Annotated in this window: 12 protein-coding genes; 11 read left to right on the top strand and 1 reads right to left on the bottom strand. The window is 70.9% G+C overall.

All coding sequences use genetic code 11. The features are described from left to right. Positions 1-63: 63 nt before the first annotated feature. Positions 64-999: a DUF5655 domain-containing protein gene (locus tag E6W39_RS06560; RefSeq protein ID WP_141632716.1), complete on the top strand. Its 936-nt coding sequence runs from the start codon at positions 64-66 to the stop codon at positions 997-999. A gap of 85 nt (positions 1,000-1,084) precedes the next feature. Here the strand turns inward: E6W39_RS06560 and E6W39_RS06565 are convergent, their stop codons facing one another. Next, positions 1,085-1,834, bottom strand: a complete 750-nt coding sequence (locus E6W39_RS06565; protein WP_141632717.1) for a DNA-methyltransferase — start codon at positions 1,832-1,834, stop codon at positions 1,085-1,087. Positions 1,835-2,421: 587 nt separating this feature from the next. On the opposite strand from E6W39_RS06565, the gene E6W39_RS06570 reads away from it, so the two are divergent. From E6W39_RS06570 to E6W39_RS06615, 10 genes are all read left to right on the top strand, one after another. Next, complete coding sequence (locus tag E6W39_RS06570; RefSeq protein WP_141632718.1) at positions 2,422-3,573, top strand: C40 family peptidase; 1,152 nt, start codon at positions 2,422-2,424, stop codon at positions 3,571-3,573. Positions 3,574-3,640: 67 nt separating this feature from the next. Next, positions 3,641-3,949 carry a DUF6112 family protein gene (locus tag E6W39_RS06575; RefSeq protein WP_141632719.1) on the top strand — a complete coding sequence of 103 codons (309 nt, stop codon included), beginning with the start codon at positions 3,641-3,643 and terminating at the stop codon, positions 3,947-3,949. Continuing rightward, positions 3,949-4,656, top strand: coding sequence for a hypothetical protein (locus tag E6W39_RS06580; protein ID WP_141632720.1), 708 nt, complete (start codon positions 3,949-3,951; stop codon positions 4,654-4,656). Before E6W39_RS06575 ends, E6W39_RS06580 begins: the two co-directional genes overlap by 1 nt. A gap of 27 nt (positions 4,657-4,683) precedes the next feature. Further along, positions 4,684-6,105, top strand: coding sequence for an SCO6881 family protein (locus E6W39_RS06585; RefSeq protein WP_141632721.1), 1,422 nt, complete (start codon positions 4,684-4,686; stop codon positions 6,103-6,105). Positions 6,106-6,243: 138 nt separating this feature from the next. Then, positions 6,244-7,716 (top strand): PrgI family protein, encoded by a 1,473-nt coding sequence (locus E6W39_RS06590; protein WP_141632722.1) that lies wholly within the window; start codon positions 6,244-6,246, stop codon positions 7,714-7,716. A gap of 33 nt (positions 7,717-7,749) precedes the next feature. Continuing rightward, entirely contained in the window at positions 7,750-8,199 is a 450-nt protein-coding gene (locus E6W39_RS06595) for a DUF6238 family protein (protein WP_141632723.1), read from the top strand. A gap of 16 nt (positions 8,200-8,215) precedes the next feature. Next, positions 8,216-9,721, top strand: a complete 1,506-nt coding sequence (locus E6W39_RS06600; protein ID WP_141632724.1) for an ATP-binding protein — start codon at positions 8,216-8,218, stop codon at positions 9,719-9,721. A gap of 32 nt (positions 9,722-9,753) precedes the next feature. Beyond that, positions 9,754-10,197 (top strand): hypothetical protein, encoded by a 444-nt coding sequence (locus E6W39_RS06605; protein WP_141632725.1) that lies wholly within the window; start codon positions 9,754-9,756, stop codon positions 10,195-10,197. 184 nt (positions 10,198-10,381) lie between these two features. Continuing rightward, positions 10,382-11,380 (top strand): hypothetical protein, encoded by a 999-nt coding sequence (locus E6W39_RS06610; RefSeq protein WP_141632726.1) that lies wholly within the window; start codon positions 10,382-10,384, stop codon positions 11,378-11,380. Positions 11,381-11,448: 68 nt separating this feature from the next. Continuing rightward, the gene (locus E6W39_RS06615; protein ID WP_141632727.1) at positions 11,449-11,946 is read left to right on the top strand and encodes a hypothetical protein; all 498 of its coding nucleotides are present in this window, start codon (positions 11,449-11,451) and stop codon (positions 11,944-11,946) included. Positions 11,947-12,129: the final 183 nt, after the last annotated feature.

A 12,129-nucleotide genomic window follows, 5' to 3' on the forward strand; every position in this document is an offset into this window, starting at 1 on the left:
GAGGGAATACCGCGTTCCTCTTCGTGATTGGCCCCTCCGTACAGTCGTGCGAAGGGGACATGAGTGGCCGATCTGAAGATCTTCCAGCGGGATGCCGATGGCCGTGAGGTCGAGCTGCGAGGCTCGACGGTAGCGCGGGAGCGGGAGCTGCAGCGGCGGGTCGAGGGGGCGCTGGAGGAAATGCTGGGGGTCCGGCTCCTGGCGTCGGAGTACTCGACCGGGGACTGGCACCGAGGGCGGATCGACACGCTTGGTCTGGACGAGGACAACGTCCCAGTGATCATTGAGTTCAAGCGGGGCCGGGACGCCGGCATCATCACGCAGGCGACTTCCTACCTCGTCTGGATGAAGGCACACCGCCACGAGGTGGAGGCGCTGGTGCGCAGACGCCTGGGCAACAAGGTAGCGGGTGCGGTCGACTGGCGACGGCCCCGGGTGATCTGTGTGGCGGGCGAGTTCTCGCGGCACGACCGGGCTGCTGCTTCGCTTCACCAACGGGAGCACCGCGTGGACCTGGTGCGCTATCGGGTGTTCGGCCCGGATCTGCTGACGTTGCAGCTGGTCGAGACCGTCCCTGGGTTCGGCGTTCCCATGGAGTCGGCCGAACTGGTCAGTGAGGTGGCCGCCGAGCCGGAGGCGACGGCGACCCTGGCTTCTGATCAGGTCGAAGTGCCCGAGACTCTGGCAGAGCTGTACGGCGAGCTGGACGAGGTACTGACCGGGGCAGGCGAGCTGGAGGTGGTAGTGCTGAGGCACTACATCGCCTACCGGAGGATGCTGAACGTGGCATCGGTGATCTTCCGTCCGTCGGCGTCGCACCGGGCGATCCTGATGTACCTGCGGCTGGACCCAGACACGGTGAAGCTGGAGGACGGCTTCACGCGCGATGTGCGGAGGATCGGTCACCTGGGGACGGGTGACCTTGAGGTGCGAATCGCCTCGTCGGCGGACGTGGAGAAAGCGGTGCCGCTGATCAGGCGGGCAGTCGAGGAGTCCTGACGGGCAACGAAGGGCGGCTGGAGCGTGGTGCTCCGGCCGCCCTTCGCGTGTCTGCAGCCGGTCCGTCCGGTGGCAGGTCTCATGGTCACGCCTCCGGGCCGGCGAGGACGAAGTCGTCCTGGGTCAGCTCGTCGCGCAGGCGCTGTTCGGCGATCTCGGCGTAGTGCGGGGAGAGTTCGACGCCTACGAAGCGCCGGCCTTCGCGGAGGGCGGCGACGCCGGTGGAGCCGCTGCCGGCGAAGGGGTCGAGGACGGTCCCGTTCTCGGGGCAGATCTGCACGAGCTGCTGCATGATCTCCAGCGGCTTCTGGGTGATGTGGACCCGGTCCTTGCGGGGCTGGGAGGCGATGAAGTGGCCGGGCAGGTAGATGTTCCGCGAGTTGTCGAGGCGGCCCTTGACGCCCCAGGTGATGAACTCCGCGGACTGCTTGAAGCCTCCCTTCCTCGGCCTACTGGCGGGCTTGATCCACGGGATCGTGCCCTGCCAGGTCCAGCCCGCCATCTGCAGCGCGTCGCTGGTGGTGGGCTCCTGCCTCCAGTCGGAGAAGACCATCGCAACGGAGTGCTCGGTGCTCGCCCGGTACGCCTCGGTCATCAGCTCGGTCAGCCACGACCGGTAGGAGCGCTGGTCGCGGTTTTCACCCGGGAAGGTCTTCAGGTCGTGCTCGACACCGGAGGTCACGTACTTGGCGCGGGCGTCGCGGCTGGTGCGCTCGGAGCTGGTGCGCCCGCCGCTGTTGTACGGGGGGTCGGTGATGACCGCGTTGACGGACTCGTCGGGCAGGGACTTGAGGACGGTGAGGGCGTCGCCTCGGTGGAGGGTGAAGTCGTTCATGGGGCCTCTTTCAGGGCAGGGGTGGACTTCAGGGCAGGGGTAGACCCGCTCCCGGCGGCGCCCGGCGGCAGCCGCCGGGAGCGGGGTTGACCGGGACAGTAGCCGCGATTCGCGGCCGGACCTAACGGCGGCGAAGGCCTCGTCGGGTCTGGTGGAGGGGTCGTTTGGTGCGGCCGTCTTTCGCGTCTACTGTCTCGCCATGCCAACCGGGCAGGAGGCCGACTCGGCCGGGTCCGGCCTGTGTTGATCCGTGCTGCCTCGTTCGAGCGGGGCCGTGCGCGGGTCCCATTCCCTGTCGTCCTTGCCCCGAGGAGTCCCTATGTTCCGGCTGAGATTACAAGCGCGGCTGGCTGCCGCGCATGACCCGAGACCGGCGTCCAGGAGCTACCAACTCCCGTTACCCGGGCCCGCCCTGAAGGCGGATTCACTACCGGCGCGGTGCCGGCGGCTTCTTCGCACGAGAGCCGGCACCGCGCCTCCTACGAACCCCGAGGAGCCGCTGCGATGCAGCATGCCCTGGCACAGCTGTGCCTTGACCCGCCGTCCCCGCTCGTCCCGGCCGTCGGCCTCGCCGAGCGGCGGCGACGATGAAGAAGACCACGGGCGGCATCGTCGGTCTCGTCGCTGCCGGTCCGCTGCTGCTGGCCCTGCCGATTCTCGGCGTCGCGGCCGGGACCGCCTCGGCTGCCTGCTCCACCAACGACACCCAGGCTGTGGACGCTTCGGCCGTGGCCACCCAAGTGAAGGCGATCCTGGCCGGGGGCAGCAGCAGTTCGGTCTCGGTGCCCGGTCTGGACGACCCGGTGCACCAGGTGCCCAACGCCAAGACCATCGTCACCACCGGCGTCGCGATGAGGGTTCCCGCCCGAGGACAGATCGCGGCGCTGGCAACTGCTCTGCAGGAGAGCGGCCTTCAGAATCTGACCTACGGCGACCGCGACTCACTGGGGCTGTTCCAGCAGCGTCCGTCGCAGGGCTGGGGTACCGCGGAGCAGATCCTGGATCCGGTCCACGCGAGCACCGAGTTCTACTCGGCATTGCTGCAGGTGTCGGGCTGGCAGTCGATGACCGTCACTCAGGCCGCCCAGGCGGTGCAGCGTTCGGCGTTCCCGGATGCCTACGCCAAGTGGGAGCCGCTGGCCACCGCCCTGCAGGGGGCGATCGTGCCGCTGCTCGCGCCAACGGCCGGAAACTCGTCGCCGAGTCCGGCGCCGTCCGGATCACCCGGCGCTGGCAGCTCGCCACCCAGCCCGGCCAGTGGCTGTTCGAGCGGCGGCAGCGACGGACCCGGGTTCGGGACCCTCCCGCCGGGCACCCTGCCGGCCGCGTACACGATCCCGGCCGACGCACCGCCGCAGGTGCAGACCGCGATCCGCTGGGCGCTCGGCCAGCTCGGCACCCCGTACCAGTGGGGTGGCACCTGCACCGACCCTCACGGGCCGGACCCGATGGGCCGCTGCGACTGTTCAGCCCTGATGCAGGCGTCCTATCGGGCGGCCGGCGTCACCCTGAGCCGAACCACCTACGACCAGGTCACCGAAGGCCAGGCGGTCTCGGTGGACGCCCTCAAGCCGGGCGACCTGCTGTTCACCGAAGGCTCGGCCCAAGCGCCCGACCACGTCGGGATGTTCATCGGCGGCGGTCTTGTGGTGCAGGCCCCGCACACCGGCGACGTGGTCAAGATCTCGACCCTCGCTGACTGGAAGCCGCAGGTTCTCGCGGCCCGCCGGATCGTCTGACCGGCCTTCCCTCCCCCTCCCCTCTTCGGGCTGCCTTAGCGTGCCCACATTCGAACTGGAGTACCGCATGCTTCTCGCCGCCAAGGCCGTTCAGCTGGCCTACGACCCCGGAATCACCCCGAACGAGGGCGGCCTTCCCGGCCTGTCCGTCCTCAAGGAGGTGATGGGGTCGATGAACCTCTTCGCCATCATCGCCGTGGTCGGCGCGCTCGCCGTCAGCGCGGGCGTGTGGGCTTGGGGTCACCACTCGGGCGGCCACCAGGCCGAGGCCAACGGCAAGAAGGGCGTCCTGGTGTCCGCCGGGGCGGCCCTGCTGCTCGGCGCCGCCAACGGGATTGTGGCGTTTTTCACCGGGCTGGGCGGCCAGGTCCACTGATGCAGCGATTCCTTACCTCTGCTTCCCGTAGCGGTGAGCCCGGCGGCGCATCTCGCGTGCGCCGCCGGGCGCTGCTCGGCACCGCGGTCCTGGTGCTGCTCGTCGCACTCGCCGGCCTGGCCGCCTACCTCACCCGCGACGGCAGTGCCACCCCCAATCCCCATGTTCCGCAGCTGAGTTCCGCGCCGTTTCCGTCCACTGCGCCGGCCGCTTCTTCGCCTACACCACCCGCCGGCGAACGCGGGAAGTTGCCCGTTGCGCCGTCGACGCGTGACCCGATCACATTCGCGAAGGCTGCGGCCGTGGCGCTGTGGTCCTACGACACCCGCGCCTACTCCCAGCCCGTGCTGGAGGCCGCGCTGCACCGGTGGTTGACCGGCGAGGCGCAGTACGCCGATGCGGCCTCGGTCGATGCCCTGGTGCCGTCGCCGGTGTTGTGGGGCCGGATGGCCGACTCGGGCCAGTTCGCCATCGCCACGGTGACCGAGGCGCACTTCCCGGACTCCTTCACCCGGGCCCTGCAGGCGGATCCCGGGGCTTTGACGCAGGCGTACGTGTACGCCGTCACGGTCTCCGGCCGGCAGGCGATCGCGTGGAACGGTGCTGCCGCCGGTGGCGGCGAGGACCGGGTCACCACCCTGGCCGTCCAGTGCCGCCCCTCCCAGCCCTGCGCGCTGGCCGGTGTCCTGCCGGCCGTCGCGCCCTGACCCCCGCCCCAGAAAGGAGGCATCGACATGGGAGTCTGCGACCTTCCGCTGATGAGCACGGTCTGCGGTGCCGTCAACTTCGCGAACAACCCCGCCGGGGCCGTTACCGACGGCATCGGCGCCTGGATCGCCAAGTCCGCGGGTGAACTCGCCGCCAGCGCGGCCGACCTCGCGGCCAAGGCCGTCAACTCGACCACCGCGATCGACCTGAACGCCGGCTGGTTCCGCGCTGACTACGAGCTGCTGCTGCCGATCGGCCTGGCCGTCATCGTCGGCACGTTCTGCATCCAGCTGATGTTCGCCGCCTGGCGACGCGACGAACGGGCCCTGGCCCAGGCCGCGATCGGCACGATGACCGGCGTCCTGTTCTCGTTTTGCGCCGTCAGTTTCACCACCGTGGCCATCACCGTGGTCGACGCCCTGTCGGAAGGGCTCTTCCAAGCGGCCAACACCAGTGTCGACGACGCGATCCGCCGCGTGATCAAGGTCGACGAACTGGGCGCGATGTACGGCCTGGGCTGGGGAGTGTCGGCACTGGTCGCCCTCGGCTGCGCGATCGGGGCGTTCATGTACTGGGGCGTCATGGTCGCCCGCAAGGTAGGGGTCCTGATCCTGGTGGCGTTCGCGGTCTTCGCGGGCAGCGGCGGCGGCTGGGAGGTCGCCAAGCGCTGGCGGCGCGGCTGGACCGAGGCCACCGCCACCCTGGTGGTCAGCAAGCTGCTGATGACCGTGGTCTTCCTGATCGGTGTTTCCGCGATGGGCAAGTCGGATGCCAAGGACGGCATGTCTGCCCTCTCAGACGCGATGGCCGGCATCGTCGTGATGATCCTGGTCTTGCTGTGCCCGTACGCCACCTACAAGTTCGTCCACTGGGCGACCGACAACGGCGGCCACGACGACATGCACCGCACCGGCATCGCCGGACTCGCGGTCGCAGCCGGCGCCGCGAAGACGGCCGCCAGCCTGGCCATGCGGACGGGCACCGGCACCCCCGCTCCCCAGGGCCCGGCCCAGGTACCGGGCATGGGCAGCGACGGCGTCGCCTCCGGTATCGACCCCACCGGCCGCATCAGCAAGGAGGGCATCGACGCCGGCCCGGCCCGGCCGCAGTCCACCTTCCGCTTCGGCGAGGATCCCAGCGCCCCCGGCGACAGGGGTCGTGCCCTGGTCCAGCGCCCCGGCATCCCCGCGCTGATCACCCGGCCCGGCTCCGGCGGCACCCAGCCGACGGCCGACGGCGAGAGCCCGGAGGCCCCGGCTGCACCGAGGGCCCCGGATCTCGCTACCGCCGGCCCCATCGCCCCGCCCCCGCCCAGCACGCCTGCCGCTCCGGCTCCCCGTTCGTCGGCTCCGGCTCCGGCTCCGGACAGTCCCCCTCCGGCGGGGCTCTCCACCGCCGAACCGGTTCGCTTCATCTTCCCGAACCGACCCTCCACGCCCGGTTCCTGACCACCGCCTGGGGTGGGCCCCGGCCTGCGGCCCACCCCAGGCGCCCACCACTTCCACCCCCGAAGGAGTCCAGCCATGACGTCCAGAAGAGCGCCGCGCCCCCGCCCGCCGCCCACACGCTCACCCCTGGATCACCCGATGTCCTCCATTCCGACGCCCGACGCCGCCCCTGCGAGGGTCAAGTTCCCCCACCGCTCCAAGCGCGGCATCCTCCTCGGCCTGAGCGCCTCGCAGCTGGCCGCCGTCTCGGCCACCGGCCTGCTCTTGCTCGCCGTCCTCACCACCCGCGGCGTCACCGGTGCCCTTGAGCTCATCCCCCTGTGGGCCGCTGTCGCCGCGTTCGTGTTCATCCGCTACCGGGGCCGCGCCCTGGCCGACTGGGCGCCGATCGCCATCCGGTACGCGCTGCGGCGCTTGCGGGGCCAGTTGGTCTGGCTCGCCCGCCCCTCCCGCCGGCCGGTGCGCGAGGGCCTGCTGCACCTGCCCGGCAGCGCGGCCAGCCTGCGCGTGGTCACCGCCCCGGATCGCCGCTACGGCGCCGTCCACGACCCGCACGCCGGCACCCTGACCGCCATCGTCAAGGTCAGCAGCCGCGCGTACGCGCTGCTCGACCCCGGCACCCAGAACGCCAACGTCAACAGCTGGGGACGGGCGCTGGCCGCGCTGGCCCGCACCGGACACGTCGCCCGGATCCAGGTGATCGAGCGGACAGTCCCCGACTCCGGCGACGCGCTACGCCGCTACTGGGAAGAACACGGCAAGCCCAACGCCCCGCTGGCCGGCGCCCTCTACGGCGAGCTGATCCGTGGCGCCGGACCTGCCGCTGCCCCGCACGAGTCCTATGTCGCCATCGCGCTGGACTTCAAGGCCGCCCGGCGCCTGATCAACCAGGCCGGCGGCGGGCTCACCGGCGGCTTCTCGGTCCTCGCCCAGCTGACCTCAGCCTTCGAGCAGGCAGCCCGCACCGCCGGTCTCAACCCGAACGGCTGGCTGTCCGCCACCGAGATCGCCGCCGTCGCCCGCACCGCCTACGACCCCAAGTCCCGTGCCGCACTGGACCGCTGGTCCCCGGACGGCCGCCCCGCCGCCGATCCCGGGGCAGCGGGCCCGGTGGTCGTGGTGGAGAAGGCCGACCACATCTCCACCGACTCGGCGCACCACTGCACCTACTGGGTGGAGAACTGGCCCCGCACCGAAACGTCGCCGGGCTTCCTGCACCAGCTGATGTTCGCCTCCGGGGTGCGCCGCACCGTCTCCCTCGCCTACGAGCCCAAGGACCTGGACTCCGCGATGCGCGACGTCCAGCGCAAGAAGGCCAGCGTTATCGCCGACTCGGCCGAGCGCGCCCGAAAGGGCCAAGTCGCCTCCGAAGCCGACTCGGTGGAATACCAGGACATCCAAAACCGCGAACGCCAGCTGATCGCCGGCCACGCCGACGTCGCCCTGACCGGCCTGATCACCGTCTCCGCCGACACCGAGGACGAACTGCGCTCCGCCTGCGCGGTGGTGGAGACCGCCGCCGTCGGCGCCCAGCTCGACCTGCGCCCGCTCACATGGCAGCAGGCCGAGGCGTTCACCGCCTGCGCCCTGCCGTTCGCCCTCGCCGCCTGATGCCGGCCACCTCCCCTCCGAAAGAGCACCCCGATGCCGGCCACCACCGCCACCGCGCAGGACTTCGTCCCGTACGCGACCGCCGCACTCGACTTCCATCGCGCCCTCAACATCCCCGCAGGTCCACTCGTCGCCTCCCGCGCCGAACTGGACTCCCTACACGCCCACCTCGTCGCACTGCACGGCCTCTTGGACGCCCACGCCCAGCGCACCTCCCCGCTGCTGCCGGGCGAGGGCGACCACCTCAAGGCCGCGCGCACCCGCCTGTGGCAGGCCGCCGACCACCTCCACGCCGCCTACCACTCTTCTCCCCGGCCCGACAGCGGCGAAGTCCCCGACACCGAAGCGTGCCGGGCCCGCCTGCCTGAGGGTGCGCCGGAGCTGACCATCTGTCGCCGCCACCAGGAGGCCGCGCAGCTGGTCCGCCGCCGCACCACCCCCGCCGACCTCCACTCCCCCTTCACCGGCCTCGTCCGCCACTGACCCGGAGTCCGTGATCATGCCCAGGAACCGCGCCACCGCCAGCCCCCTGTTCGTCCCCCGCAAAACCTCACGCGCCCAACAGCGCGCCGCCCGTGCCGAGTTCGCCGAAGCCCGCACCAAGGCCCGCCGTGCCGAGGCCCCGGCCGAGCGCGGCGAGTCCGAGGGCGTCGACCCCGAGCTGCAGGCCACCTACCCCGCCTCCGGCCGACCCGGGCCGGCCTCCGCCCGCGGCGGCCGGCTGCGCCTGCCCAAGCACCGCATGACCACCGCCGTCGCAGGCGGCGCCTACCCCTTCCTGGCAGAAGCCGGCCTGGGTGCCGAGGGCGTCTTCATCGGCCGCGATCTCCACGCCGAAGGCTCCTTCTGCTTCGACCCGTTCACCCTCTACAACTCCGGCCGCATCGAAGGCTTCACCAACCCCAACGCGGTGCTGTGCGGGGTGATCGGCATGGGCAAGTCCGCACTCGCCAAGTCGATCGCCACCCGGTCCATCGCCCACGGATACAAGATCTACATCCCGTCCGACCCGAAGGGTGAATGGTCCAGCCTCGCCCAAGAGCTGGGTGGCCAGACGATCGCGCTCGGCCCCGGCCTGCCGGGAAAACTGAACCCACTGGATGCGCCGCAGCGGCCCGCCGGGGTGGACGAGGACGACTGGACGGCCGAGGTCCGCAAGCGCCGCCTCCTGCTACTGGCCAGCCTTGCCGCCACCGTACTCAAGCGCGACCTGCTGCCGATGGAGCACACCGGCCTGGATGTCGCCCTGGACCTCGTCGTCGCCGAAGCCCATGCTGCCGGGACGGTGCCGCTGCTGGGCGACATCGCCCACGCCCTCGGCCGCCCCGAGCGCCTGGACGCAGCCCTCGGCGAGCAGGCTGGAAGCCTCGGCCACGCAGTCGGCGACCTCGCCCACGCCCTGCGCCGACTCGTCCACGGCGACCTGTCCGGCATGTTCGACGCCCCCTCCACCGTGACGTTCGACCCGAACGCGCCGATGCTCTCCATCGACCTGTCCCGTCTCGGCAGCAGCGGCGACGACACCGCACTCGTGCTCGCCATGACCTGCGCGAGCGCGTGGATGGAGTCCGCGCTCACCGACCCTGACGGCGGTCGGCGATGGGTCATCTACGACGAGGCCTGGCGGATCATGCGGCACGTCAGCCTGTTGGAGCGCATGCAGCAGCAGTGGAAGCTGAGCCGTGGCCTGGGCATCGCCAACCTGCTGATCCTGCACCGGCTTTCCGACCTGCTGTCCGCCGGCGACGCCGGATCGCGCGGGCGCGTGCTGGCCGAGGGCCTGCTCGCCGACTGCAGCACCAGGATCATCTACCGCCAGGAACCTGACCAGATCGCGGCCTCCAGGGCCCTGCTCGGCCTCACCGGCATCGAAGCCCAGGCGATCGCCGCCCTGCCCCGAGGCCGGGGCCTGTGGAAGGTCGCAGGCCTGTCGTTCATCGTGCAGCACCTCCTCCACCTGCGCGAACGCCAGCTCTACGACACCGACTTCCGCATGGCCGCATAACCAACTCTTCTGAACGAACCAGGAGTTCCACCATGACTGACCCTACCCCCGACGCGACCTCCACTCCCTCGCTGCCGCAGCGGCTGCGCAGTGCACCCGACCTGGACGCGTTCATGGAGGTCTTCGACGGCGATCTCCCCCGCGAGGAAGACCCGCTCATGTATCTGGAGGACTACCTCAAGGCCGCTGCCACCTGGTGCGACGACCACGGCGCGCCGGCCAGCGCGGCGAAGCTGCGCGAATGGCTGCCCGTGATCGAGGAGATGAGCGACGACCTGTTCACCCTGACCGACGAGGCTCAGACCGAGATGCGTAAGGCGGCGATGCCCAGCGGCCCTCAGCCCGCGGTGAGGGAGTTGCGCGTGACCGCCGCGCTGACGCGCTCGCCCGGCGCAACTTCCGCTCCCCGCTTGCCTGCCACGCCAGCAGCGGGCGCTCCCGAAGCCGCCGCACCGCAAAGGGCCCACCGGCTCTGACTGCCCACCTACCACCAGGGTCCGGCCGGACCAAATCCCCTTCCTCGCATGATCCTTCTACCCGGCCGCTGCGACCCGCAGCCGCCATCTCCAGACAGGAGCACTGCCATGCCCCGGCCGCTTAGACCCCTCCACGTCAACCCTGCGCCCTCCTCCGCTTCCCGCCCCTTTGGATGCCTCCGCCGTGCTCACCGACTTCCCCCCGTACCAGCCCCATGTCAACCTCGGGATCCACCCCGACTACGGCATCATCGCCACCACCCCCACCCGGCTGCCGGCCGCCAGCTGGATGCTGGAACGCCTCGACTTCCACCCGGTCCCGGACCATCCCACGATGTTCGCGCTCAACGACCAGGCCCACGACGGGCACACCCGCACTGAGCAGGCCATCGCGACACTGCGGATGGTCGGGTACGAGGTCAACGCAGACGCCTTCCTCTACCCGGGTGAAGTGGGCGCGCCTTTCTACGAGATGGTCCCCGACCGCACGGCCCTACTGCCACCGGTCGTCGCGCCCGATGTGGCCTTCGCTGAGCACCCGTGGCTCGGCGTCATCGCCGCCACCGCCGACACCCCGAACGCCGTCGAGCATGGAAAGCCCATCCTCGAAGCCAACGGCTGGCGGCACGACGCAGAGGCGGACATCTACGTCCTGCCCACCGAGGTCGACCGGCGCACCTCGCTCGATCGCGTTGCCCAGGCCGTCACCACGATGCACCGCAGCGACGACCTGCATGTGGCCCTCCAGCCCGCACTTGCCGAGGGCGTGGCATCCCGCACCGCCTCAACCACACACGGCTTCCGCCCGGTTGACCAGTTCCCCACCCGGAAGTTCACAGTCGGCGATGCAGCACGAGCCACCAGCCCCGCACTCGCCAGTCGGCCTCCCGCAGCTGCTGTCCCACAGAACTCAGCCACAGCCGTGTCCCCCGCCGAGCAGGTCGAAGGCTACTCCTGGGAGATCCAGGCAGTGCAGCGCGACCTCGCCAACCGGGATGCCCCGCACCCAGGCCGTATCCACCCCACGCCACCGTCCGTCCGGACCTCTACTTCCTCCGAAGGGCGGGTCGCTGCCGCCCTCGCGACCTCTCCTGCGGCAACACGCGTCCTCACCAGCCACCCCATCGAAGCCGCCCCGGCCCCGGCCGCCGGCCGGGTGAGCCCGGCCACTCCGCGCCGCTGACCATCTCGCCCGGCGACCCCCGTCGCCCAGCCGCCAACCACCCACCCCGATACCCGAGGAAGACTTCGATGGCTGTGAAGAAGGTCTGGACGATCACCCACTCGTGCGGACACCAGGCCGAGCGAGACCTCGGCGACCGTCCGGCCGACCGCCGGGCCGGCTTCGCCGACTGGCTCGCCAAGCAGGACTGCACCGACTGCTGGCGCGCCGCCAAGGACGGCGACGAGGCCGACAAGACGGCGTGGCTGGAGGCCAAGCGCGCCGCCGAGCAGGCTGAATCCGAGGCCTGGTCCGCCCAGTACCGGATGCCGCCACTGGAGGGCACCGAGCGGGGCATCGCCTGGGGCGTGCGCTGCCGCCACCAGCTGCTCGCCGCCGCCTACACCGCCCTGGTCCTGGAGGGCGACCTGACCGAGGCCGACTGGGAGCAGATTGAGAGCCGGGCTCGATCCATCACCCGTGCCGGCTGGTGGATCGACCAGCGCTCCGCCGAGCCCGGTGACCTGGACGAGCTGCTGCAGGCCGCCGTGGACGCCGACCGGCCCACCGAAAACCCCTTCGTCTGATTTGCCGGTGCCCTGCTCACCGAGCAGGGCACCGGCCCCAAGTCCCGTTCATTGCACCATCATTCGGAGCTCGCTACCGCGCCCGCTCCCCGCTGTGCCACACCGAGAGCACCATCGAGCCGCTGACCATACCGAATGACGATCCGTGCCATCGCCTCAACACCCGGGAGTGTATCGGCGCGA

This window comes from Kitasatospora acidiphila, from assembly GCF_006636205.1.
GTDB classification, from domain to species: Bacteria; Actinomycetota; Actinomycetes; order Streptomycetales; family Streptomycetaceae; genus Kitasatospora; species Kitasatospora acidiphila.

Excerpts from the sequence above, each read along its gene's own strand:
- E6W39_RS06565 (WP_141632717.1), bottom strand. The coding sequence starts at position 1,834 with ATGAACGACTTCACCCTCCACCGAGGCGACGCCCTCACCGTCCTCAAG.
- E6W39_RS06570 (WP_141632718.1), top strand. The coding sequence starts at position 2,422 with ATGAAGAAGACCACGGGCGGCATCGTCGGTCTCGTCGCTGCCGGTCCG.
- E6W39_RS06575 (WP_141632719.1), top strand. The coding sequence starts at position 3,641 with ATGCTTCTCGCCGCCAAGGCCGTTCAGCTGGCCTACGACCCCGGAATC.
- E6W39_RS06580 (WP_141632720.1), top strand. The coding sequence starts at position 3,949 with ATGCAGCGATTCCTTACCTCTGCTTCCCGTAGCGGTGAGCCCGGCGGC.
- E6W39_RS06585 (WP_141632721.1), top strand. The coding sequence starts at position 4,684 with ATGGGAGTCTGCGACCTTCCGCTGATGAGCACGGTCTGCGGTGCCGTC.
- E6W39_RS06590 (WP_141632722.1), top strand. The coding sequence starts at position 6,244 with ATGTCCTCCATTCCGACGCCCGACGCCGCCCCTGCGAGGGTCAAGTTC.
- E6W39_RS06595 (WP_141632723.1), top strand. The coding sequence starts at position 7,750 with ATGCCGGCCACCACCGCCACCGCGCAGGACTTCGTCCCGTACGCGACC.
- E6W39_RS06600 (WP_141632724.1), top strand. The coding sequence starts at position 8,216 with ATGCCCAGGAACCGCGCCACCGCCAGCCCCCTGTTCGTCCCCCGCAAA.
- E6W39_RS06605 (WP_141632725.1), top strand. The coding sequence starts at position 9,754 with ATGACTGACCCTACCCCCGACGCGACCTCCACTCCCTCGCTGCCGCAG.
- E6W39_RS06615 (WP_141632727.1), top strand. The coding sequence starts at position 11,449 with ATGGCTGTGAAGAAGGTCTGGACGATCACCCACTCGTGCGGACACCAG.